Here is a 23,231-nt window from a genome sequence, read left to right as displayed (position 1 = left end):
GGTGTTGTGCCGCTCGGCTCATTCGGCGCTGCGGGCGGTATCCAGGCGGACCAGGACGCCCTTGGAGGTGGGGCAGTTGCTGATGTCGGCGACGCTGTCCAGCGGGACCAGGACGTTGGTCTCGGGGTAGTAGGCCGCGGCGGAGCCGCGACTGGCGGGGAAGGCGACGACCCGGAAGTTCTCCGCGCGGCGTTCCCTCCCGTCGTGCCAGACGCTCACCAGATCGACCATGTCGCGGTCGGCGATGCCGAGGGCCTCCAGGTCGTCGGGGTTGACGAGTACGACCCGGCGGGCGTTGTGGATGCCGCGGTAGCGGTCGTTCGGGGCGTACCAGACGGTGTTCCACTGGTCGTGCGAGCGAAGGGTCTGCAGCAGCAGATGTCCCTCGGGGACATGCGGCATCGTGAACTCGTTGCAGGAGAAGACGGCCTTGCCGCTCGGGGTGGGGAAGACCCTTTCGTTCACCGGATTGGGCAGCCTGAAGCCGCCGGGCCGGGCCACCCGGGCGTTGAAGTCCTCGAAGCCCGGTACGACACGGGAGATCCGGTCACGGATGGTGCCGTAGTCCGCCTCGAAGTCCTCCCAGGGGAGGGGCGGAGTGTTCCCGAGAGTCCTGCGGGCCAGCCTGCTGATGATGGCGACCTCGCTCAGCAGGTCGGGGGATGCGGGCGGCAACTTCCCCCGGGAGGCGTGGACTTCGCTCATGGAGTCCTCGACGGTGACGAACTGCTCGACGCCGTTTCGGAAGTCCTTGTCGCTGCGTCCCAGCGTGGGCAGGATCAGCGCGGTGTCACCGCAGACCGTGTGGGAGCGGTTGAGCTTGGTGGAGATGTGCGCGGTGAGCCGGCACGTGCGCATCGCCTCCTCGGTGACCGCGCTGTCGGGAGTGGCCCGTACGAAGTTGCCGGCGACGCCGAGGAAGACCTTGGCGCGGCCTTGGTGCATGGCCCGGATTCCGTTCACCACGTCCAGGCCGTGAGGCGTGGGCGGGGTGAAGCCGAACTCGCGCTCCAGGGAGTCGAGGAACTCCTGCGGCATCCGCTCCCACACCCCCATGGTGCGGTCGCCCTGCACGTTGCTGTGGCCGCGCACCGGACACACGCCTGCGCCGGGCTTTCCGATGTTGCCGCGCAGCATCAGGAAGTTGACGACCTCACGGATGGTGGGCACCCCGTGCTTGTGCTGGGTCAGCCCCATGGCCCAGCACACGATGATCTTCTCGCTCTTCAGGACCTGAGCGTGAACGCGCTCGATCTCCTCGCGGGACAGCCCGGTGGCGGCCAGCACGTCGTCCCAGGACGTCTTGCCGGTCTGGGCGGCGAACGCCTCGAAGCCAGTGGTGCAACCGTCGATGAAAACGTGGTCGAGCACGGTACCCGGCGCGGCGTCCTCGGCCTCCAGCAGCAGCCGGTTCAGGGCCTGGAACAGGGCGAGGTCGCCGCCCGCGCGTATGTGGAGGAACTGGTCGGCCAGCGGCGTGCCGCGGCCGAGGATCCCGCGGGCCTTCTGCGGATGCTTGAAGCGCATCAGTCCGGCCTCGGGCAGGGTGTTGACCGCGATGACGTGCCCGCCGTTGCGCTTGGTCTCTTCCAGCGCCGACAGCATCCGAGGGTGGTTGGTGCCGGGGTTCTGCCCGACGACGAAGATCAGGTCGGCGTTGTGGATGTCGTCCAGCGAGACGCTGCCCTTGCCGATGCCCAGGGTCTCGTGCAGGGCGGAGCCACTGGACTCGTGGCACATGTTGGAGCAGTCCGGCAGGTTGTTGGTGCCGAACGCGCGGGCGAAGAGCTGGAGAAGGAAGGCGGCCTCGTTGCTCAGCCGGCCGGACACGTAGAAGAGGGCCTCGTCGGGGGAGTCCAGCCCCTTGAGCTCCTGGGCGAGCAGGCCGAGCGCCTCGTCCCAGCCGATCGGCGCGTAGTGGGTCGCGCCGGGCCACTTGACCATCGGCTCGGTGAGCCGGCCCTGCTGGTTGAGCCAGTAGTCGGACCTGCCGTCCAGCTCGGCGACGGAGTGCTCGCGGAAGAAGTCCCGGGTGACGCGCCGTGAGGTGGCCTCGTCGTTGATGTGCTTGGCGCCGTTCTCGCAGTACTCGTTCATGTGCCGCTTGCCCGGCGCGGGCTCGGGCCATGCGCAGCCCGGGCAGTCGATGCCCCTGGCCTGGTTGATGTTCAGCAGCGTCAGCGCGGTGCGCCGCGGGGACGTCTGGCTCAGGGAGTACTCCAGCGCGTGCGTCACCGCGGGCAGACCCGTCGCCCAGGTCTTGGGCGCGGTGACCGACAGGTGGTCGCTCGGGTCCTCGATGCTGCTCATGATCTGGTCTGCCTCTTTCTGCCGTGCGCCGATGCGGGCGGGTCCGGCCGGCGAGTGACTGCCGTGACTCTCCGCCGCGCGTCACTCGGGGTCTGGACGGAAAGCGGCGGCCCGATTCCCCTTTTTACGAGCCGGCGACGTGCGCCGAATATTTTCTTGTGTCGTCCGCGAATAGCCGATTCCCGCTGCCGGAGCAGCTTCCGCCGATCCCGGTGAAAAGTCAAAGAGGGCCTTTCGATGATCCGATAGGCATCGCTTATCACTTCACGGCTCCTCATCCGCCCCGGCGGCGGCGAAGGCGACGAAGCAGGGACGCGGCACGCTCGGCACAGCGCCACGCGACCAGGGCGGCACAGGGATCGGCAGACTGCGTGTCCGCACCGGAGCGCACCGTCCGCGAAGTCCCCGCCGGCCTCCGCGCGGCCGGATAACAGCGGCCGATCATGCAATCGGGAGTGCCTCTCCGGATTTCGCGGGAAATTCGGAGATGGTGATCGACGGGCGAGAAATTCGGAAGGAGCAGTCCAGTAGTCCGGCGAAACGGTGCCGAATCCGGCTTCTGGTATTTCGGAACGGCGCGACCGCACCTGCGGAGTCGCCTCGCGGGGCGGCGTTCGCGGTAACAGCGGCATCTCCCCGCCACCCCTGTGCGACCGTTCGACGGTCAGGGTGAAGGTGAGCGCGTAGCGCCACTGGATGACCTCGTAGATCTCCTTGCAGCCGGATTTGGCGTTGCTGTTGAAGGCGTCGATCAGAGCCTGCGCCTCAGCGTCCGAAAATGGCTTGCAAGACCGGAGACGGGAGCGGAGAGATGAGCGACCAGCGGAGCCAGACAGCACGGCTGCTCTGGGGTCCGCACCCGAAACCCTCGCGGGGACCCAAGCCGGCGCTCAGCCTGGACCGCATCGCGCGGGCCGGTAGCGGGATTGCCGACGCGGAGGGGCTGCCCGCCGTGTCCATGCAACGGGTTGCCGGGCTGCTCGACGTCACCAAGATGGCGCTCTACCGGTACGTGCCCGGAAAGGCCGAGCTGGTCGCGTTGATGGTGGAGACCGCAATCGGCGAGGCCCCACTGCCGAACGGGCCGCGCCCCGACTGGCGGGAGCAACTCAGCGACTGGGCCCGCCGGCTGGTCACCGTCTTCCACCGGCACCCATGGCTGCTGGACGCAACCGTCGGCCCGAGGGTCATGGGGCCCAGGGAGCTTGCCTGGATGGAGCAGGCCCTCGCCGCACTGGACGGCACTGGCCTCACGGATGCCGAGCGGATGGACGCGGTCGTCCTGCTGGCCGGCCATGTGCGGGGGATCGCCCAACAGGCCCGCGCGGCGGGTCCGGCGGGCAGCCCCGAAGCGCAGTTCAGCGTCACGCTCGGGGAGCTGATGCAGGCGCACGGCGAGGACTACCCGCCCTCACCGCCGCGCCGGCCTCGGCGACCCAGCACGGCGGGCAGGACCAGGCACTGGAGTTCGGCCTGCAGCGCATCCTGGACGGCTTGGGCCTACTCGTCGCCCAGCGTTCGAACTGACCAGGGCCGCCTCACCGTTCTGCTGGGGCTACGGCACGTTTCCGGCGTATTCCGGCTGCCCTCGTGGTCGGCAGGCAGGTGCTACCTGGGTCCGGTTGAGGAGCATCTCCACGAGATGATCGATTCCAAGGGGTCGGTGGTCATTGCGGGTCGCGGGCTGCCTCCACTGCCTCCCGGACGTCCGAGTGCGGGTCATCGGCGAGGCCGTCCAGCAGTTCGGTGACCCCAGGGGTGGACCAACGGGCGACCGCCCACACCAGCTCCTCCCGCACCCCGGGGTCGGGGTGGGTGGCGAGGCGGCTCAACTGGGCGAGCGGGCCCCGCCGACGCATTCCGAACCAGTGCAGTGCCTCCCGCAGCGCGGCTGGGTCCCCGGGGTCACCGGCTGCTGCGACCCGGGCGAGCAGCACCCTGGCGGGTGGCGGCGGACCATCCAGCGGATGCGGCAACCGCTCGCGCAGGCGTCGTGCCCCGTACCCGCCGCGCACGCGGCACCCGAAACAGGTGCAGGGGCGCACACCGTGTGCGTCCGGCAGGTACCGCCAGCCCGCCACCTGCGGCGCGGTGCGGAGCCGGTGCACTTCACGCGGCCGGATCGCCCGGGGTATGAACACCTCCCACCCGCGCGGGTCCTCCAGTGCCGCGATCCGCCGCACTGCCTCTGACGCAGAAACGGTGGCCTGAGCGTCCCGCGCCCGGTCGGTATAGCGTCCGACGAGCACGTCCTGGGCGTCGTCGAGCCGCACGTGGACTGCCACAAGCCCGCCCCGACTGCCGAAACGGGCCAACTCGCGCAGCCATTGGTGGGTGAGGGTGTACGACGGCAGCACCGGGAAGCAGCAGACCCCGCGCGCGCTGCCCTGTCCGTGGCTGGCTGCCCGGATCCCAGACCGCCGGATGCGCGGCGCGTTCGCCGCTGAGGTCAAGTGCACGAACATCGCCATGACATGGGATATTAGGTGACCGATTCCAAGACATCGGCTGTGCGTATGGGACGAGGGCGTCCAACGTCGGTGTACGAAGACGGAGTTGGACACCCTCGCGATCGCACTCTACGTGAAGACCGACGACCTGCTGAAGGCCTCTCCGCATCTGGCGCCATGGCGGCCGGCCGTGGGGATCGCCCCGCAGCTCACCGACGCCGAGCTGGTCACACTGGCGATGATGCAGGCCATGCTCGGCTTCGCCTCCGAGGCCAGGTGGCTTCGCCACGCCCGTTCCCACCTGAGGCATCTCTTTCCGTACCTGCCCAAGCAGCCCGGTGACAACAAGCGGCTGCGCAAGGCCGCCAACCTGCTCCGGCGAGTCACCCGGCTGCTCGCCACCGACACCTCCGTATGGGGCGACGACGTGTGGATCGTGGACTCCACGCCAGTGGAATGCGGCCGCTCCCGCGAGACCGTCAAACGGTCCGACCTGGCCGGACGGGCCGAGTACGGGTACTGCGCCAGCCACAGCCGCTTCTTCTGGGGCCTGCGCCTGCACCTGGTGTGCACCCTCCAGGGCCTGCCCGTCGCCTTCGCCCTGACCGGGGCCAAGGGGCCGACGAACGCGAGACCCTGCTGCACCTCCTCGCGGCCGAACCCGGCCTGGTCGCCGCACGTCCTGCCCAGACGCTGATCGGCGACAAGAACTACTTCGCCGGGGCTTCGAACACGAACTGGCCGAGCAGGACATCCGGCTCCTGCGGCCAGCCCGCAAGGCGAGCCGGAACGGCCTGGAGCGCCCCTGTTCAAGCCCTTGCGACAGATCATCGAGTCGGTCAACGAGACCTTCAAGGGACAGCTCGATCTCGAACAGCACCGAGGACGCACGCCCGGCGGTGTCGTCGCCCGCGTCATGCAACGAATCCTCGCGATAACCGCCGCGATCTGGCACAACGACCACACAGGACAGCCCGTCCTGCGCTCACTGACCGCTTATGACCACTGACCCCTTGGAATCGATCATCGAGGCGACGACGCCCCCGAGTTGAGGATGACTCGCCGTGAGTCGGCACGAACTCACGGGTCGATCCCCGCACAGCACATCATCCGAGATGGAACCGTGGTCGGCGCTGAGATTGATCTCGATGCCAGTCCGACTGCCAGCGTTCTCTGGGCTGCCCCGGGCCCGCGACAGCCTCGAGTTCGGACAGATCTGGGCAGTCGGACCTCCGTGCTCTCTCAGCCGGCGTGAAGGATCCGAAAGCGATCGGGTTCTGCCGGATCTCGATCAACGACTTGGATTGGCGCCCGATCCCATTGCCAAACGCCGATGCCTGGCGTGCGGGAGAACTGGATCTGCCCGCGGGTGCCTTCGACTGCAACGCGCGGCCAGGATTCGGCGGTACGCGCCCGGTCCGCGCCGTGAGAGCGCAGCACATCGGCGAGAACGGCGACCGTGTCGTAGCCCTCGAAGGCGACGAAGGAGGGCGCTTCGCCCAGCCGCTCGCGGAGGGCCGACTCGACGCGTGCACCGAGTGGGCTGAGGCGCTCGGGCAGGTAGCGCAAGAACGGGATCGCGGCGCAGTCGTCGCCCAGCAACGTCGCCCATTCGGCGAACTCCGGCTGCCCGGCCGGAGCACCCGTCATGATCTCGGCGAGGCGCTCGTCGCGGCGGACGGACTTGACGATCGACACTGCCGGCTCCGGGTGGCCGACCAGAAGAAGGAGGGCTGTTGCGCGATTGTCGACGAGTTCGTCGCACACCGCCGTGGGGGCGAGCGCCCGCATGTCGAGTTCGATGACGGTGCCGCCGCGTGGAGCGAGATAGCCCCGCAGAATGCGGATCCCAGATGCCCAGTAGACACTCGGCTCGACTGCTACGGCGATTCGACTGTGGCCCGCGCTGAGGAGGAAGTCTGCGTAGATCTGCCATCCCTGGGACTGCGCCGGGGCGAGGCGCGCGACCCATTCCGTCGGCTTTTCGGTGAGCGCGTCGATCACCGCTGACGAGCAGAGGAACGGCAGGCCGAGGACATCGGCCCTGGCGGCAGCGGCGCGAGCGACGACGCTGTGATACTCCCCCGCCAAGGCAGCCACGCCCAGGCGAGCCAATTCGTCTACGGCTGCCGCGGCCCTCTGCGGATCAGCCGCGGTGTCGCGGACCACCAGTTCGAGTGGTCTTCCGGCGATCCCCCCGGCGTCGTTGACTTCGCGAACGGCCAACTCGAGTCCGGCAAGCAAGTGTTGGCCTGCCTCGACCCAGCCAGGCCGAGTCAGCGGAACGAGAGCGCCGATCTGGACGGATGATCCGTCTGCGTGGTACGCGTTCATCTCATCTCATCTCGCCGTGGCAGGCGCATCTGGGTGACCATGCCGGACATTGCATCCACCACCATCGCCAACAGGCAACCGATTATCTGTTCGCTGAGCTGCCAGGCTTCACAAAGCCCTCCCAGCGGCCGTGCACGTTGCGGTCCTCGACTTCGGCAGGACAGGTGCTGATGGACACCATGTGGCGAGCAGTGACAGGCCGTGGAGCCGGGTCAGGCGGCACCGGTTCGCGCCGCGGTGACGGCCACCGTGGCGTAACGCATCGTGAAGCTGCCGCCTATCGCGTCGATGGCGGCGCCGACGCCCTCCAACACCTCCGCCAACTTGTCCGGCGCGAGCCGGGTGAAGGCGCCCAAGGTGGGCATCTGGTCCAGCCATGCGTGCCGGGTGTAAGTCCACTCCCAGTCGAACCGCAACTGCTCCGGTTCGCCGAACCCGCCCACCTCTCGGATCCCGTCGGCGGTCTTGGCGAGCAGCACCTGGTACCCGTCCAGGGACCCCTTCGTCATCGCCTGGAAGTCGAACGGCGCGTCAGGCAACACCCGCTGGCAGACCGCAACGACGACTTCCGCCACGTCGGGCGGAAACCGGAAAACGTTCCAGAACGCCGCCAGCCGACCGCCAGGGCGCAGCACCTGCGCGGCCTTGGCCATTCCCGTGACCGGGTCGATCCAGTGCCAGGCCTGGGCGGCGACGACCGCATCGAATTCCCGGCCGGCCGGGTCCCAGTCCTCGAACGTCGCTACGTCGACCTCGCCCCCGAGTTGCCGCGCCACGTCAGCCATCCGCGCGTCTGGCTCCACCCCGAGCACCCTGCAGCCGGCCGCCTGGAACTGTCTGGCGGCGATGCCGGTGCCACAGCCGACGTCGAGGACCCCGGGGCCGGGGCTGGCGGCGACGATCCGGTCCACCAGGCCTTGTGGATAGCGGGGCCGGGCGCGGTCGTAGCGTGTGGCGTCTGAGCCGAACGACTCCGCTACCTGTCGGCGTTGATGGGGCCCGTATTCGGAAGAAGGCGCTCGCTCCGGAGGTATAGTGGGCATGTGCCCACTATGAGTGGGCGTGCGCCCACTCGTCAATCGGGACGGGCCGAGCGAAAGAAGGAGGAGACGCACAGTGCCGACGGGGGTAGCCATCCGTGAGGTGCGCGAGCAACTGTTCGCTGCCGCCGAGCGTGTCCTGCTCCGGGACGGGCCGAGCGCGCTGACCAGCCGGGCGGTCACGACTGAGGCAGGCTGCGCCAAGGGCGTCCTGCACCGGCACTTCGCCGACTTCGACGCCTTCCTCGCCGAACTCGTGCTGGACCGCATCGCCCGGATCGACAACCAAGCCGCCGCCCTGCGCAACGCCGCCGGGACCGCCACCGTCGCCGACAACCTCACCGGCGCCCTGACGGACCTGTTCGGGGCGGTCGCCGTGGCGATCGTCGGCCTTGTCACCTCCCGGGATGGCCTGCGCGCCCGGCTCCGCCGGACAACGCCGACCGGCATCCCGGTACTGACGGAAGCTGCGGCCATGATCGCCTCTTACCTCACTGCCGAGCGCGAACTGGGCCGCATCGCGACGGATGCCGACATCGACACCCTCGCACCCACGCTGGTCGGGACCGGACACATGCTCTTCGCCGACCGGAAAGGCACCCCGCCGGAGGCTGGAGCCATCCGCAAGGTCGTGACTGCGGTCATCGCCGGCGTTGTGCAAGAACCGCCGCGATGACGTCCCGCGACGCTGCTGCCACCACCGTCCACCTGACGACCCGGGCCGTGGACGAAGCGTTGGACCTGCTGGAGGTACTGATCGCGACGGGCCCGCGTCATGAGTGCGCCTCAGCGGCCACGTGGCCGGACGGAAGGCACGGTTGGTGGGATCCCCAGCGCGTCCAGTCGGAGGCCGCCGCCGCAATGATCTTGTCAGAAACGGCCTTAGGACGCTCTGGGCTTGCGCCCGGAGGTCTTCTTCGCGGCCGTCTTCTTGGCGGGCGCTTTCTTCGCCGCCGCCTTCTTCTTCGGCATCTCGTGCACCGTCGCGTGCTCCTCTCCGCGGGACTCCTTGGCCGCTTTCACGGAGGCGTTGAGCGCGGCCATGAGGTCGACGACCTGCCCGGCCGGCTGCGGCTCCTCCGGGGCCGGCGGTGCCTTGCCTTCCGCCTTCGCGGCGATGACCTCTTCGAGTGCCTCGCGGTAGTGGTCGGTGAGGTCGGGCATGTGGTCCTCGGTCAAGGCGTCCATGAGCTCCACGGCTCCGTCGATCTCCGAGTCACCCAGCTCCACGGGCGGCGGCGCGAGGGACTCGGGGGAACGGATCTCATCGGGCCAGTGCATCGAGTGGAGAACGATCGCCTCGCCCTTCACGCGCAGGAGCCCGAGCCGCTCGCGGCCGCGCAGCGCGAAGTGCGCGACCGCGACCTTGCTGGAGCGTTCCAGGGCCTGGCGGAGCAGCTTGTAGGGCTTGGCGGCGACCTGCCCGGCCGGCTCGAGGTAGTAGCTGTCGCCGATACGGACAGGATCGATGGACTGCGCGGGGACGAACGCGGCGATCTCGATCGACTTCGCGGTGGGCAGCGGCATGTCCGCCAGGTCCTCGTCGGTGACGGCGACGACGGTGTCCTTGTCGACCTCGTAGCCCTTGATGATCTCGGCGTCGCTGACCTGCTTGTCCTCGAGCTCGCAGATCTTGCGGTACCGGATCCGGCCGCCGTCCTCGAGATGGATCTGCCGGAGGGAGATGTTGTGGCTCTCGGTGGCGGGCACCACCTTGATCGGGATGGTCACGAGCCCGAAGCTCACAGCACCGGACCAGATGGGGCGGGGCATGACGAGAACCTCCGTGACATCCCCGAGCACGTGTAGGTTCTCAATTCTCGCGTCATTTTCTCCATCACGCTGTCCTGACAACGGCCGATCCGACACAAGAGCGAGAATCGCCGGTCATGCCCCTCGGCCGTTCGAGTGATGACTGCCGGGTTCGCTGCGCCGACCGAATGATCCCCGCTGCTCCCCGCCCGCGCACTGCACCACGTCCAGCTCCCCGGGCCCGCCCCGGATGGCATCACGCCCGCCCGGCTCCACAGGGCGTGCAGTCAGCCGGACGGCGTGTGGCGCCGGGTCCGCGTTTCGCGAGCCCGCATCTCGTTGACGATGGCCTTCGGACGTCGTCTTTTATGGCTGCCAAGAGGGCTGGGTGGCTTTGGGGAAACCCAATTCGTCCAGCAGGGTGCTGAACAGGTCCTCCGCGAAGGTCTCCCGCGAGCGCAGCAGCTCCTCGATTCGGGGCTGCTGCGCTGCGGCTTGGACGCCAGCCGCTGAGACCCAGATGAGAGCGCCTTCAGCGTCGGCCGGCACCTCCGCATCGAGCTCCGCGCGCTTGCGTCTCACGGCATCCTCGAACTCAGGGGTGGATACCCACAGGCTCACGTCGTCCAGGTCCTCGGGCTCCTCGACGAGGAGGGCCGCAGCGTTGTCCAGGTTGAGCCATGCCTGCCAACGCTGCCCGTTGGTGCCCAGCCCGGTCACGAGGGCAATGTCGCTGTCGGAGACGTCGGCGACGCAGGCTGGTGCACCGGTCCATTCGACCAGAGCGGACAGGTAGTCGTCCTCCCAGAGGCCTTGATCCAGCTGAAGGGTTTGCCAGCCGTCCGGCCGCGGCCACCACGCATGCACGGTGCTCTTCAGCTCTTGATCGATGCTGCCGAACACGGGCGCTTCCAGCAGCGGACGCTCGCTACGAGCAAAGACCAACTGACCCGAAAATCCCACAGGACCCCTCCTTGAAGACGCTGCGCACACTACGTGCTGCCACCGACACAACCAGGGATTGGTGGACTCCTGCTCCCCAACCGACTGGCCCATCCGCCGAGTCGGCGGCAGCCGATCAGTGCTGCGGCTATGCCGACGAAGGCGAGGAAGCGTTCGGCTTGCGTTCGAAGCGGCGGTGGAGCCTCAGGAAGCCAGGGCCAGGATGGTGCCGGACGAGTTGTGGTTGTCGTTCCGGAGGGTGGTGCCACGGACGGGAGTGATACGTCCGCAAGGCGAGGTCAGGCGTCGGCCCCGATGAAGCCGAGCGAGACGAGGGTGCCGTGACGGCGCAGTGCGTGCAGCAGCTCGCCCAGACGTGGTCCGCCTACGGGGTCGAGCGCCAGATCGGCACCCTGGCCGTCGGTCAGTTCCGCGACTGCCACTGCGGCGGGCCGGCCGCCACACGCGCTCACGGCCGCCTGATCACAGAGCGTCGCAACTCCATGATCACCGGACCTGTGCCCGTTCTGTTGCCGAGGCTCTCCACCGCGCCTATCTGTAAAGCGGTGTGCCCTCCAGCCGTCCATCCGGGATGGTCCGACCGCAGAGCATGAGTGCCAGATCTTCAGCGGTGCCGTGCAGTGCCGGGCCCGATCCATACGACCAGTCGAGGTCGGTGGCCTGGAAACTGCGTCCCTCGATGTTGATGCCGAAGTGTGTGTGCCCGGCGCCCTCGGCAAGGTCGTCGAGGACGACCCGGATGGTCTCGTCGGGTGAGCGGCGTGGCACCCCGAGCGGCACGGTCACGTCGAGGCCGTGGATCACCACATGATTGAGCGCGCCGTGGTACCCACCCCCCGGCGGCGTCCAGTGGTGCATCACGTCGGCGCGTAGGTTGGCAACGAGCTGGTCCGTCGGCAGTTCGGCGTCCCGGCCGGCGATCTGGTTCGACAAGCGGCTGAAGTCGAAGTCGCAGTGGCGCAACTCGGCCATGAACTCCTCTTCGGAGTACCGGGCCGCCATGGTCAGGTGCGCGATCACTTCGCGAACCCGCCAGCCCTCACACAGGGACGGCGTATCCCACTGCGCATCAGAGGCGGAGCCGAGCAGGTCGGCGAGGGCCACGAACTCGGCGGCTACAGCAGGTTGCAGGTCGGCGTCGTTCGTCAAGGTCAACTCCATGTCGCTCGTACGGTCGACGATCGTCGCCAGGTAAGACGAACCACCTGTGCCGAACTCATCGGTCCACGGTGAAACAGGGTTCATGGACATCTTCACTGTGGACCGGCCACCCCTCCCACGTGAGACCCCAGAGGGTCACGGGCGTCGCAACTTCATGATCCCTCAGACCCGTATCTGCCCCGCCATCTCGGCGCTCAGGGCCGCACTCCGCCGCGGTGTACGGCACGGTTCCGCCCGCGCCATCAACCGCGACCCCTCCTGCTCCCCGTTCTGCACACGAGGCAGAGACGGCGCCTTCGTCGGTGGCCGGTTACGGGCGTGGGGGAGCCGGCTCGGTGGTCAGCGCGGCGGCGATGAGCCGGCCCAGCTGTGCGGCCAGGCCGTCCGGGGTGCGGTGCTGGAGGTACAGCGTGGTGAAGACCGGGCCGGTCACCAGGGCGTGGACGAGGGAGACGTCAGGAAGCGTGCGGAGCTCGCCGCGGGCGACTGCCCGTTCCAGGAGTCCGCGGATGCCGGCCTGCTCGCGGACGACGAACGTCTGGTGGAAGTGGACTGCGAGGTCGGGCGAGGTGCCGATGTCGGCGAGCAGCCCCAGGACCGCACTGGTGGCAGCCGGTGCGGTCAGGTGGTCGACGATCTCCTGGACGAGGACGGCCAGGTCGCCCTCCAGGGTGCCTGTGTCCGGCGACGCGGGCAGGTCCGGGACGTGAATCGCGGCCGCGAACACCATGTCCTGCTTGGTCGCGTAGCGCCGGTAGATGGCCGATTTCCCGATGCCCGCGCGCTCCGCCACGGCGTCCATCGTCAGGCCGGCGTATCCGCTGTGTGCAAGCAGTTCGCGGGTGGCGGTGAGGATCGCCTCGTCCACCCGGCTGTCTCTTGGTCGTCCCATGCCGAGATGATACGGTACTCATAGTTCCGAAACTATGAGTACCGTAAGGGGAGCCATGAGTCTCTGGGCAGGTCGCATCCTGGTCGTGATGGGCGTCGGACACCTGATCGCACTAGGCGCGCAGAACGGGGAGTACCTCGACGAATGGTTCAGCGGTGCGCTCTGGGGGCTGCCTCGCGACGAGTTCGTGCATCCGAGCGGGGCCAACGGGGCGTTCTGGATCGTGGTCGCGAGCTTCGCCGTTCCCCTGCTGCTGCTCGGTCTGCTCATCAGCCAACTCGCCCGCCGGGGCGTCGTGGTGCCGCAGTCCATTGGCTGGGGTCTTGCCACGTGGTGCCTGGTGGGGGCGGCGATTCTGGAACCGACTCCGCTGCTGCTCGGCCTTGTCCCCGCGGTGCTGCTGATCCGAGCGGCCCGGCGCACTGCTGAGTGAGAGTCAATGGCAAAGTCGGCTGGGCATGTCGAGGCGATCAGGACGGGCCCGTCGCTCCTGGCCCGTGCTTGCGCTCAGCTCCCGCATCGGCATGCCGTTGCGATGCTCACGCCGGATCGCCGCCTACAGCTCGACCTTCGACGTCCGCGGCATGACCAGCACCTTTAACCTGGAGCATCGCCGCCGACCTCGCGCCCGGCGAGAACATGACCGGCGTCATCACCGGCAAGGGCGGCTTCACGCCCAAGTACGTCACGTACACGGACGGTCTCCTCGGCGACATGGTCCGAGGCGACGTGTCCTGACCGCGACACGCGGCCGAACGGCCCCGCAACTCACCGAGGCGTCGTTCAGTCCACGGGAATCAGTGTGAGGTAGGCCAGCCCGAGCGCTTCTCGGTAGCCTCTCAGCCAGCTCGTCCGGTGCCGGTCGACACGCTCGCGCGTCTCCTTCGCCAGTGGGTGGTCCCGGTGGGCGGCCAGCCACTCCTCCACGTCGGCGTGGTAGCCCGATTCGAACTCCTCCCACTCCTCGCTGCCGGCCGTCTCGACCCAGGCAGGCCGGAACCCGGCGGACACGGCGAGATCGACGAGCCCGGCCAGGTCATGGAGTTCGCCGGCGCGGGCGCCCGGCCACATCGCTGCCAGCTCGGCGGAGGTTGGGGGGCGCTGCCAGAAGGTCTCGCCGAGGAGTACACGCCCTCCGGGCGCGACCATCCGTCGCAGTGCCTGAAGTGCGTCGACAGTGTGCTGCGGTGGGCGTGCGTCGCTGAGCGCGTGACTGGCTCCCAGACACAGGACGAGATCGGCGGGCCCACGTGCCCTTCCCTCGGCAGCAGACTCCCGGACGAACTCCACGCGTTCGGCCAGCGCGCGGGCCTCGGCGTTCTCGCGCCCCCGAGCGGTGTCCTCTTCGTTGAGGTCGATCCCGAGTCCGGTTGCAGCCGGCACCGCTTCGAGGATGCGGAGCATCAGCTCCCCCCATCCACAACCGATGTCCAGAACCGTCGCGGGGGCGGCTCGGGCAAGTCTGCCGACGATCCGTGCGGCTCGGGCCTCGGACAGGGGACCGTGGAAAGCGAGCCGTGTCAGGCGCGGCGGAAGACCGGTTTCATCCATGAGGCGACGCTAGTGTCGGCGAGCCTGTCATGAACATCGAGTTTGCGTTGGGGCTGCGAGGACCGAGCCCTTCGTAGCGCAGCACGCGGGAACTGCCGGAGAGCCGCGCCGCTCTCGAACGCCTGGCCGCCCTCGCCGCCCTCGACGGCCTCCCGGAGGAGATCCGAGAGTCGACCGACTGGGCGTTCCTCTGGAAAGGCCGTCCCCGGAGCAGCTCCGGTCAGCCGGCCTGCGGCCCGCCCGCAGGTCGGCTGTCGGCTGCGTCGGCGGGTCGGCTGTCGCGTCCTTCGGGCGGGGACGAAAGCCTCATCGGCGTCCCGCGTTGTTGATCACTACGTCCAGGCCGCCGTCGGCCTCGATGACCTTGATCGCGGCGGCGACGGACGCGTCGTCCCTGGTGTGGGCCGGACCAGCCGTGCGACCAGCTGCTCGGCGGCCCGGCCTCCGCGTGCGGCGTCTCGGCTTCCGATGCAGGCGGTGTGCCCCGCGGCGATGAGGCGGTGGGCGGTCTGGAAGCCGAGACCCTTGTCCGCTGTTCGCTCCGGTGATCAGTGCCGTCCGGGTGACCGAGCCATCTGACCGGGCGCGGCGGGGATCGATCTCGGCGGCGAGGCCCGGCAATGAAACGGAAGCGATGGTTCCGTGACATCCGTCACAGCCGTTTCGGGCGACAGGAGGGCCGATAGTAGATCGCCCCTTGTCGACATAAGGTTATTTGTCCATCTCGGTACGGACATGCCCCCGGCGGTGCTCGGCCGCCTTCGGTCGTCTCGGCGCATCCGCCCGCCTCTCGACCAGAGAGGGTCTTTTGATGGGGTGTCAAAAGGATCGGAAGGCTCCGTATGGGGGCCAGCACGCCCCTGTGCACATGGCAAGGGCCCCCCGTTCCTACTAGCCGCGGTAGTAGAAGGCGCGCGTTGCCCTCAGCGCGCAGTGGTTCTAACAATGGCTGCCCGCAAAGGCGTCCCCGCAGGTCACACACAGAACGGGCCGGCAAACCCCTGTCGGTGGCGCTCCGCGATGACGAGTGAGGTCACACATGAGCAAGCACCGCAGAACGACGCACCACCGGAAGATAGCCATCGCTGCCGTCGCCATGGCGGCCGTGGGTGTGCCCTCTGTCGCCATGGCCTGCATGGACCCGGAGGGGACCGAGAACAGACGGTCCTACCAGTGGGAGAATGCACGTTCCGAGCAGGCGTGGCACGGGAACGAGTCCGAGCTGTGGTGGGACGGGAACAAGTGGGACAGGAAGCCGAGCCCGCACGAGTCGCAGATCCCCACCGCGACGCCCGGCCCCCCGAAGTCGGCAGCGTCGAAGGCGGCGGCGCCCAAGCCCACCGCGACAAAGGCGGCGGCGCCCAAGCCGGCCGCACCCAAGCCCGTCGCGTCGAAGCCGGCTGCGGCCAAGCCGACCACGACGCAGCCGGCCGAGCCCAAGCCGGCCGCGCCGTCCACCGCGGCACCGGCGTCCGGCGATGTCGCCCGCGTCGTGGAACTCGTCAACAGCGAGCGCAGCAAGGCCGGATGCTCCCCGGTGACGTTGAACGCGAAGCTGAGCAAGGCCGCGCAGGATCACAGCGAGGACATGGCGGCTCACCGGAACATGTCCCACACGGGCTCCGACGGCTCGAACGCGGGTGACCGGATCACGCGCGCCGGTTACAGCTGGAGCACGTACGGCGAGAACGTCGCCTACGGTTACGAGACCCCCGAGAGCGTCATGGCGGGCTGGATGTCCAGCCCCGGCCACAGGGAGAACATCCTCAACTGCGCGTTCAAGGAGATCGGCGTCGGCCTCGCACAGCCCGGCGATTACTGGACGCAGGACTTCGGCACGGCCCGATAGGCGGCGCTGCGAAAGGCTGGAGCGACAAGCAGGAGGCCCCTGCCGTGATCACACGGCGGGGGCCTCGTCGCCTCTACGGCCGGCGGTCAGCCGCCCGCCTTCGTGTCACACGGCGTGGTGGATGCCGGGGTCCACAACGGATGGGTCCACAGGCCCTGCGCCCGAAGTATCGGCAGCACGCCCTCGCCGAACCAGTACGCCTCCTCCAGGTGCGGGTATCCGGAGAGGACGAACTCCTCGATGCCGAGGGCGTGATACTCCTTGATCCGCTCTGCGACCTCGTCGTGGCTGCCGACCAGCGCGGTGCCTGCGCCGCCGCGCACCAGACCGATGCCGGCCCACAGATTGGGGTGGATCTCCAGGCGGTCACGGTTGCCACCGTGCAGAGCGAGCATGCGCTGCTGGCCCTCGGACTCGCTGCGGGCGAGGCCCGCCTGGACGGCCTCGACGGCCTCGTGGCCGAAGCCGTCGAGGAGCCGGCCCGCCTCCGCCCAGGCCTGCTCGGCCGTGTCACGGGTGATGACGTGGAGCCGGATCCCGAAGCGAAGGGTGCGGCCGTGCTTCGCGGCCAGCCCCCGGATCCAGGAGATCTTCTCAGCGACCTGGGCGGGCGGCTCGCCCCAGGTCAGGTAGACGTCCGCGTGGCGCGCTGCGACCTCGCCGGCGGCAGGCGAGGAGCCGCCGAAGTAGACCTCCGGTACCGGGTCGGGCAGCCGGGCCAGCCTGGCGTCCTCGACCCGGAGGTGCTCGCCGTGCAGATCGACGGCCTTGCCCTCCCACAACTCCCGTACGATCTCCAGGAATTCGCCGGTCCGGCGATAGCGTGCGTCCTTGTCGAGGAAGTCGCCGTAGGCGCGCTGCTCGTGGCTCTCCCCGCCGGTGACGACGTTGAGCAGGAGCCGGCCGCCGGTGTGCCGCTGGAAGGTCGACGCCATCTGCGCGGCGAGCGTCGGCGAGACGAAGCCGGGGCGGAAGGCGACCAGGAATCTGAGCCGTTCCGTGTACTGGCTGACCATCGCCGTGGTCAGCCAGGCGTCCTCGCACCAGGCGCCGGTGGGGGTGAGCGCTCCGACGAAGCCGAGGTCCTCGGCGGCGCGGGCGATCTGGCTCAGGTAGGCGACCGTCGGCGGCCGGTCGCGTCCTGACTCCGAGGCAGGGGTGCCGTGGCCGCCGCCGACGACGTGGCGGCTGTCACCGCTGGTGGGGAGGAACCAGTGGAAGGTGAGGGACACGCAGGGTCTCCGATCAGGGGGTTCGTCAGAGCACGCCGGGCCGGGGCGTTCGGGTGCTGCCGGGACGTAGCGGCCGAATGGCCTGTCAGGGTGAGGCGAGGAGTCGTCCCGCGTTCGCCAGGACGTACCGGGCCACGTTCGAGCCGAGCGTGATCCCGGCCTCGTCGGCCGACCGCGTGTGGATGCCGGAGAAGACCCGGGCGTCGACGTTCTCGTCCGAGAGCTGCTTCCAGGCGGTGTACGTCCGGGTCACACCGGGTGCGGTGGGGCTGGTCAGGGGGAACGGGGCGGTACGCGGCCCGACGAGCGCCGACAGCACGGTCTCCGAGGCGCCCGAGTACGTGGTGTGGCCGCTCGGGTAGTCCGGGTGTGCGGGGGTGGTGTGCAGCGGCGTCCATCCTGGGTCGGGAGCGATGGCGCCGGTACGGATCGCGGTGACGGGACGCCACCGCTCGTAGGCGTACTTGCTGTCGGAGGTGGCGATCTGCGTGTCGACCAGCGCGACGTGGAAGAGCGCGACCAGCCGCGCCTGCCCAGCGGCTCCCTCGTTCGATCGGGAGAGAGCGACGCGCAGCGGCTCGGTGTAGAGGGTGAGCGAGGAGCCGAGCCAGAAGGCGGCCGTCTCGGTCCGGTGGGCGCCGCGCACCGTGCTGTCCGCCGCGCCGTACGCCCGCACCTCCGCGAGATCGGCGGCGTAGCGCCGGGATTCCAGGGCCGGCGGCGGGCCGAGCCGGAACTGGTTCTGTGCCGTGAGCAGGAACGGCTTGGCGAGCCGGTTGCCGTACTGTGTCGCCGGTGCGTACGCGGGTGGCGTCGGCTGCCACACGCCGGGCGCCGCAGGGGGTACGGCATAGGGCGTGTTGACCGATGCCGGGTCGAGTCCGTCGCTCTCCCTCCACCGGAGGACGAGGTCCGCCTGCCGCACTCCGGCCGCGACCCCGCGCTCCTGCGCCGGGCCGTCGGGAATCGCGTCGAGGGTCTTTCTGAACGTCGCGTCCAGCTGCTCCGTACGGCTCGGGACCAGCGTCACCAGCGCACGGTGCACGGCACCGGCGAGGGCGGCCTCCTGGTACGCGCCGCGCTCGGCGTCCGCGGGCACGCCGCGGGTGGCTCGGGCGGCCGCGAGCCAGCCGATGGCCCAGGTACGGCTGTTGGTGATCTGGGTGGGCGCCCCGGCTGACGCGATGGTCTCGGCCGTGGCGTCGTACCAGGTGAGCGCCGTGGAGGTACGGCCGGCCGCGGCGGACTGCGGGACCGCGGCGGCCTGCGGAACGGCAACGGACGCGGTCAGCAGGGCCACCGCGCCCAGGGCGACGAGGGCGGGACGGAATCCGGACGAATTCACGCGTTCTCCTTAGGTCTGACCGGTGTGGCCGCGGTGCTCGGTGGCGTCGGTGAGGTGTGGCTGCCGGTCGGCCGCGGCAGTCCGTAGTGATCGCGCAGCGTGGCGCCCTGGTACCCGGTGCGGAACAGGCCGCGCTCGCGCAGGATCGGCACCACGTGCTCGGCGAAGAGGTCGAATCCGCCCGGCAGCCAGGGCGGCATGATGTTGAACCCGTCAGCCGCCCCGTGTTCGAACCACTCCTGGATCTCGTCGGCGATCCGCTCCGGTGTACCCGCGACCACGCGGTGGCCGCGGGCGCCGGCAAGGCGGTGCAACAGCTGGCGTACGGTGGGCTGTTCGCGGTCGATGATGTCGAGAACCAGCTGGAAGCGGCTGCCGTTGCCGCGCTCGCCCCGGGTCTCGATCAGCTCGCGCGGTACCGGGCCGTCGAGCTGGTCGGCACCGAGCTCGATGCCCAGGAGGCGGTGCAGGAGCTGGAGGGAGTACTCGGGCTGAGTGAGTTCGTCGAACTCCTCCTGCAGCGCGCGTGCTTCCGCCTCGGTCGAGCCGATGAACGGACTGATGCCCGGCAGGACGAGGACTTGGCCCGGGTCTCGGCCGAGCGCCGCGGCCCGCGCCTTGATGTCGGCGTAGAACTCCTGGCCGCTGTGGAGCGTCTGGTGCGCGGTGAACACGGCCTCGGCGTAGCGGGCCGCGAACGCGCGGCCGTCCCGTGAGGAACCGGCCTGGACGTAGACCGGGCGGCCCTGGGGCGTGCGAGGTGTGTTGAGCGGCCCGCGCACCTTGAGATGACGGCCCTCGTGGTCGATGGCGTGGATCCGGTCGGTGTCGGCGAAGACGCCCGTCTTCTGGTCGGCGACCAGTGCCTCGTCCTCCCAGCTGTCCCACAGCTCTGTCACGACGTCGACGAACTCGCGCGCCCGGTCGTAGCGTTCGGCGTGCACCGGGTGCTCGTCGAGGCCGAAGTTCTGCGCTGCCTGCGGTGCGCCCGTCGTGACGATGTTCCAGCCGGCCCGGCCCCGGCTGAGATGATCCAGTGACGCGAAGAGGCGCGCCAGGTTGTACGGCTCGGTGTAGGTGGTGGACGCCGTGGCGATCAGCCCGATCCGTTCGGTGGCCGCGGCGATGGCGGACAGCCAGGTGAACGGCTCCAGCCGGAAGCGGCTGGCGTAGCGGACGTTGTCGGCGAGGGAAGGGCCGTCCGCGAAGAAGACGGCGTCGAAGGCGGCCTGTTCGGCCGTGCGGGCGAGATCCTGGTAGAAGCTGATGTCCAGGATACGGCTCGGGTCGGTGCCGTGGTAGCGCCAGGCGGCCTCGTGGTGGCCGCCCGGATAGACGAACAGATTCAGGTGCAGTTGCCGTCGCGCGGTCATGCCGGGCTGCCCTCCTCCACGAGGTCCACTCCCAGCCGAGCGAGCAGGCGGTCCCGCAGGGCCGCGTACTCGGGGCTGCCGTGGCGGCGCGGTGCCGGGAGCTCCACGGGAAGGTCCGCCGCGATCCGGCCCCGGTCCAGCACCACCACCCGGTCCGCGAGGACGATCGCCTCGTCGACGTCATGGGTGACCAGGAGCACGGCGGGCCGGTGCAGTGCGCACAGCCGGCGCAGCAGTACGTGCATCCTGATCCGGGTGAGGGCGTCCAGTGCGCCGAACGGTTCGTCGGCGAGCAGCAGGTGCGGTTCGCGTACGAGGGAGCGCGCGAGCGAGACGCGCTGCTGCTCCCCTCCGGACAGTTCGACGGGCCAGGCCCGTTCGCGCCCCTTGAGACCGACTTCGGCGAGGGCGGCCCTGCCGCGCTCTTGGGCGTCCGGTCCGGTCAGCCCCAGGACGACATTGTCGAGCACGCGTTTCCAGGGCAGCAGCCGGGCATCCTGGAAGACGACGGAGACCTGGTCGGGCGCGACGAGTTCGCCGCTCCCCTCCACCTCGTGGTCGAGCCGGGCCAGCGCTCGCAGCAGCGTGCTCTTGCCGGAGCCGCTGCGCCCGAGCAGGGCGACGAACTCACCTGGGGCGATGCTCAGTTCGAGCCCGTCCAGGACCCTGCGTTCACCGAAGGAGCGTACGAGATCGCCGATCCGGACCGCCGTGCGGTCAGTCGCGCGGCCGGTCGCCTGTCCCTCGACGGCGGTCAGTCCGCCAGTGTGCGCCGCCATGACAGCGTCCTCCTCTCCACGAGCCGTACCAGGGCATCGGAGACGAGCCCGAGGAGTCCGTACACGACGAGGCCGACGATGATGACGTCGGTCTGTCCGTACGTCCGCGCGAGCTCCATCATGTAGCCGATGCCGCTCGTCGCGTTGACCTGTTCGACGACGACCAGCGCGAGCCACGCGGCGGTCACCGCGAAGCGCATCCCCAGCAGGAAGCCGGGAAGGGCGCCGGGCAGTACGACGTGGCGGACGAACCGCAGCCTGCCGAGCCGCACGGTCTCGGCCAGCTCGGCATAGCGGTTGTCGATGGTGCGCAGTCCGTTGTGGGTGTGGATGTAGACCGGCACGAAGACGCCGAGCGCGATCGTGACGACCTTCATCGTCTCGCCGATGCCGAACCACAGGATCAGCAGGGGGATCAACGCGAGTGACGGGACCGCCCGCTTGATCTGCACCGGTCCGTCGATCAACGCCTCGCCCAGCCTGCTGAGCCCGGAGACGACCGCGAGCAGCAGCCCACCGGCCACGCCGAACACCAGGCCCAGCAGGGCGCGTCGGGCGGAGGTCGTGAGGTGGGACTGCAGCCTGCCGTCGGCGATGAGGTCACCTGCCGAGGCCGCGATGGTCCACGGTGCGGGCAGGCTGCGGGCGTCGATGAGGCCTGCGGCGGAGCCTGCCGCCCAGGTTGCGAGCAGCAGCAGCGGGCCGGCGGCCCAGCCGTACGGCACGGGGCGGCCCGGGCCGAGCCGCCCCCGGCTGCGGTGGCGCGAAGGGCGCTGGAGGGTGGCGGACGTTGCGGGCTGCGCAGCCGGGGGCGGCTGCTCGTCGTTCGTCGCCGGGGCCGGCTGCTTGTCGAAGACCGTGGCACTCATGGTGTCGTCCCTTCGCCGTTCCTGTCATCGGCGATGGCGGCGGCGGCCACGGATTCGTATCGCCGGTCGAAGAGGATGTCCGCCTTGAAGGCCTCACGGTGCTGTTTCTTCGCCAGCAGATCGATGGTCTGCTGCTGACGCCGGATGGCGCCGGTCCAGTCCGCCGGAATGTCGGGGTGGCCGATCCGCTCGACGAGATACTCGCCGTCCTCGCGGCTCAGTCCCTGGTCCTTGACGTAATAGCCTTCGACCCATTCCTTCGGGTGCTTGTCGATCCAGATCTGGGCCCGCGCCCAGAACGCGACGAGTTCCCTGACGGCGGAGGACTTCTGCGCGTCGCTGACGGTGTCGGTGAGCGCCCACAGGTGCTCGGGGTCGTCCCGCAGGCCGTGCTTGACGGTCGTTCCGCCGGCGCTGCCGTATTTGGTCAGATAGCGCTTGACGTTGACGTCTCCGATGGGAGCGGCATCCACCTGGCGATTGCCGAGTGCCGTGGGATAGACGTCATCGGTACTGGCCAGCTCGACGAGCTGGACGTCCTTCTGCGTGAGACCGGCCCGTTCCAGGATCCTCAGCACGAGCGCGCCCTGCGCCTGGCCCGGGCTGTAGGCGATCTTCTTGCCGCGCAGGTCCGCAAGCGTCCTGATGCCCGCCCCGGGAGCGATGCCCAGCTCGTAGACCGGGTGCTGGAGCGGCTCCTTGCGGAACCTCGCCGCCACGAGCTTGGTGTCGAGGCCCGTCCAGTGAGCGTTGATCGACGGGATCTCCGCGGCCGCGCAGAGGTCGAGAGCGCCGGCACGGAAGGCCTCGGAGCACTTCGGTCCGCCGCTGATGTTGGCCCACTCGACCTTGAAGGGAAGCTTGTCGATCTGACCCGACAGCTCCAGCGCGACCCTGAGCTGCGGTGCGCCGACGGTCAGGGTGGTGTCGGGGGAGACCGCGGCCGGGATCTTCTCCTCGGAGACGTCTTTACCGACTGCCGTGGACTGTGTGGTGCCCGCGCAGGAGGTCAGCAGAAGGGCAGCCGAGAGCGTGGCCGTGAGGGCGGCCGGTAGGGATTTGGGCATGCGCAAGCGAGGGGACATTCATGCCTTCACAGAGCGTGAGAAGCCACCAGGGCGGGGGATGAGCCCGGAACGTGGCGAAAGGGGAAAGGGGGAAGCCGAAGCAGTCGGACAGCGTCGGTGGGGTCAGCCGCACACCGCGGTGGGATCAGCTACACACCGCGGTGGCGACGCGCATCAGATCGATGGCCCGCCTCTTCCGAAACCGCTGGGAAATCCGCATACCGGCGAACCTAGCCACGGGCCGAAACCCGGTCAAGAAGCATC

General features: G+C 69.3%; 20 protein-coding genes and 2 pseudogenes. 5 read left to right on the top strand and 17 right to left on the bottom strand.

Features of this window, described 5'->3' with window-relative positions; all coding sequences use genetic code 11:
• Positions 1–18: 18 nt before the first annotated feature.
• Positions 19–2,310, bottom strand: a complete 2,292-nt coding sequence (locus tag QFZ82_RS02915) for an FdhF/YdeP family oxidoreductase (protein ID WP_307711594.1) — start codon at positions 2,308–2,310, stop codon at positions 19–21.
• A gap of 811 nt (positions 2,311–3,121) precedes the next feature.
• Here QFZ82_RS02915 and QFZ82_RS02910 point away from each other — a divergent pair.
• Positions 3,122–4,060, top strand: a complete 939-nt coding sequence (locus QFZ82_RS02910; protein ID WP_307711593.1) for a TetR/AcrR family transcriptional regulator — start codon at positions 3,122–3,124, stop codon at positions 4,058–4,060.
• Here QFZ82_RS02910 and QFZ82_RS02905 read toward each other — a convergent pair.
• Complete coding sequence (locus QFZ82_RS02905; RefSeq protein ID WP_307711592.1) at positions 3,978–4,781, bottom strand: HEAT repeat domain-containing protein; 804 nt, start codon at positions 4,779–4,781, stop codon at positions 3,978–3,980. The genes QFZ82_RS02910 and QFZ82_RS02905 overlap by 83 nt on opposite strands.
• A gap of 85 nt (positions 4,782–4,866) precedes the next feature.
• Here QFZ82_RS02905 and QFZ82_RS02900 point away from each other — a divergent pair.
• Positions 4,867–5,769: pseudogene (locus tag QFZ82_RS02900) on the top strand (IS982 family transposase).
• Between the two features lie 233 nt (positions 5,770–6,002).
• On the opposite strand, the gene QFZ82_RS02895 reads toward QFZ82_RS02900, so the two are convergent.
• Both QFZ82_RS02895 and QFZ82_RS02890 read right to left on the bottom strand, forming a co-directional pair.
• The gene (locus tag QFZ82_RS02895) at positions 6,003–7,094 is read right to left on the bottom strand and encodes an ABC transporter substrate-binding protein (protein WP_307711591.1); all 1,092 of its coding nucleotides are present in this window, start codon (positions 7,092–7,094) and stop codon (positions 6,003–6,005) included.
• 212 nt (positions 7,095–7,306) lie between these two features.
• On the bottom strand, positions 7,307–8,137 hold the full coding sequence (locus tag QFZ82_RS02890; protein WP_307711590.1) for a bifunctional 2-polyprenyl-6-hydroxyphenol methylase/3-demethylubiquinol 3-O-methyltransferase UbiG: 831 nt from the start codon (positions 8,135–8,137) through the stop codon (positions 7,307–7,309).
• Between the two features lie 73 nt (positions 8,138–8,210).
• Here QFZ82_RS02890 and QFZ82_RS02885 point away from each other — a divergent pair, with 73 nt between their 5' ends.
• Positions 8,211–8,810, top strand: coding sequence for a TetR/AcrR family transcriptional regulator (locus QFZ82_RS02885; RefSeq protein ID WP_307711589.1), 600 nt, complete (start codon positions 8,211–8,213; stop codon positions 8,808–8,810).
• A 206-nt stretch (positions 8,811–9,016) separates the two neighbouring features.
• Here the strand turns inward: QFZ82_RS02885 and QFZ82_RS02880 are convergent, their stop codons facing one another.
• The 5 genes from QFZ82_RS02880 to QFZ82_RS02860 form a co-directional block, all read right to left on the bottom strand.
• On the bottom strand, positions 9,017–9,907 hold the full coding sequence (locus tag QFZ82_RS02880) for a Ku protein (protein WP_307711588.1): 891 nt from the start codon (positions 9,905–9,907) through the stop codon (positions 9,017–9,019).
• 345 nt (positions 9,908–10,252) lie between these two features.
• Positions 10,253–10,849, bottom strand: a complete 597-nt coding sequence (locus tag QFZ82_RS02875; RefSeq protein WP_307711587.1) for a hypothetical protein — start codon at positions 10,847–10,849, stop codon at positions 10,253–10,255.
• Positions 10,850–11,127: 278 nt separating this feature from the next.
• On the bottom strand, positions 11,128–11,271 hold the full coding sequence (locus QFZ82_RS02870) for a hypothetical protein (RefSeq protein ID WP_307711586.1): 144 nt from the start codon (positions 11,269–11,271) through the stop codon (positions 11,128–11,130).
• Between the two features lie 109 nt (positions 11,272–11,380).
• Positions 11,381–12,100 (bottom strand): maleylpyruvate isomerase family mycothiol-dependent enzyme, encoded by a 720-nt coding sequence (locus QFZ82_RS02865; RefSeq protein WP_307711585.1) that lies wholly within the window; start codon positions 12,098–12,100, stop codon positions 11,381–11,383.
• 220 nt (positions 12,101–12,320) lie between these two features.
• Positions 12,321–12,902 carry a TetR/AcrR family transcriptional regulator gene (locus QFZ82_RS02860; RefSeq protein ID WP_307711584.1) on the bottom strand — a complete coding sequence of 194 codons (582 nt, stop codon included), beginning with the start codon at positions 12,900–12,902 and terminating at the stop codon, positions 12,321–12,323.
• 55 nt (positions 12,903–12,957) lie between these two features.
• Between QFZ82_RS02860 and QFZ82_RS02855 the strand changes: the two genes are divergently transcribed.
• The gene (locus QFZ82_RS02855) at positions 12,958–13,335 is read left to right on the top strand and encodes a DUF6463 family protein (RefSeq protein ID WP_307711583.1); all 378 of its coding nucleotides are present in this window, start codon (positions 12,958–12,960) and stop codon (positions 13,333–13,335) included.
• 350 nt (positions 13,336–13,685) lie between these two features.
• Here QFZ82_RS02855 and QFZ82_RS02850 read toward each other — a convergent pair whose 3' ends face one another.
• Entirely contained in the window at positions 13,686–14,453 is a 768-nt protein-coding gene (locus tag QFZ82_RS02850) for a cyclopropane-fatty-acyl-phospholipid synthase family protein (RefSeq protein WP_307711582.1), read from the bottom strand.
• 315 nt (positions 14,454–14,768) lie between these two features.
• A pseudogene (locus QFZ82_RS02845) lies at positions 14,769–14,986 on the bottom strand (SDR family NAD(P)-dependent oxidoreductase); the annotation flags it as partial.
• A 506-nt stretch (positions 14,987–15,492) separates the two neighbouring features.
• Between QFZ82_RS02845 and QFZ82_RS02840 the strand changes: the two are divergent.
• The gene (locus tag QFZ82_RS02840) at positions 15,493–16,302 is read left to right on the top strand and encodes a CAP domain-containing protein (RefSeq protein WP_307711581.1); all 810 of its coding nucleotides are present in this window, start codon (positions 15,493–15,495) and stop codon (positions 16,300–16,302) included.
• A gap of 86 nt (positions 16,303–16,388) precedes the next feature.
• On the opposite strand, the gene QFZ82_RS02835 is transcribed toward QFZ82_RS02840, so the two are convergent.
• The 6 genes from QFZ82_RS02835 to QFZ82_RS02810 form a co-directional block, all read right to left on the bottom strand.
• Positions 16,389–17,534, bottom strand: a complete 1,146-nt coding sequence (locus tag QFZ82_RS02835) for an LLM class flavin-dependent oxidoreductase (RefSeq protein ID WP_307711580.1) — start codon at positions 17,532–17,534, stop codon at positions 16,389–16,391.
• 85 nt (positions 17,535–17,619) lie between these two features.
• Entirely contained in the window at positions 17,620–18,879 is a 1,260-nt protein-coding gene (locus tag QFZ82_RS02830; RefSeq protein WP_307711579.1) for a vanadium-dependent haloperoxidase, read from the bottom strand.
• Positions 18,876–20,252, bottom strand: a complete 1,377-nt coding sequence (locus QFZ82_RS02825) for an LLM class flavin-dependent oxidoreductase (protein WP_307711578.1) — start codon at positions 20,250–20,252, stop codon at positions 18,876–18,878. Before QFZ82_RS02825 ends, QFZ82_RS02830 begins: the two co-directional genes overlap by 4 nt.
• A complete protein-coding gene (locus tag QFZ82_RS02820) occupies positions 20,249–21,031 on the bottom strand; it encodes an ABC transporter ATP-binding protein (protein ID WP_307711577.1) in 783 nt (260 codons plus the stop codon). The genes QFZ82_RS02825 and QFZ82_RS02820 overlap by 4 nt, the downstream gene beginning before the upstream one ends.
• A complete protein-coding gene (locus QFZ82_RS02815; RefSeq protein ID WP_307711576.1) occupies positions 21,007–21,900 on the bottom strand; it encodes an ABC transporter permease in 894 nt (297 codons plus the stop codon). Before QFZ82_RS02815 ends, QFZ82_RS02820 begins: the two co-directional genes overlap by 25 nt.
• Entirely contained in the window at positions 21,897–22,967 is a 1,071-nt protein-coding gene (locus QFZ82_RS02810) for an ABC transporter substrate-binding protein (RefSeq protein WP_307711575.1), read from the bottom strand. The genes QFZ82_RS02815 and QFZ82_RS02810 overlap by 4 nt, the downstream gene beginning before the upstream one ends.
• Between the last annotated feature and the right edge of the window lie 264 nt (positions 22,968–23,231).

Source organism: Streptomyces sp. V4I23 (genome assembly GCF_030817975.1).
Taxonomy (GTDB): domain Bacteria; phylum Actinomycetota; class Actinomycetes; order Streptomycetales; family Streptomycetaceae; genus Streptomyces.
The sequence above is the reverse complement of the archived record's forward strand: the minus strand, read 5'-3'. Positions and strand labels throughout refer to the sequence as shown.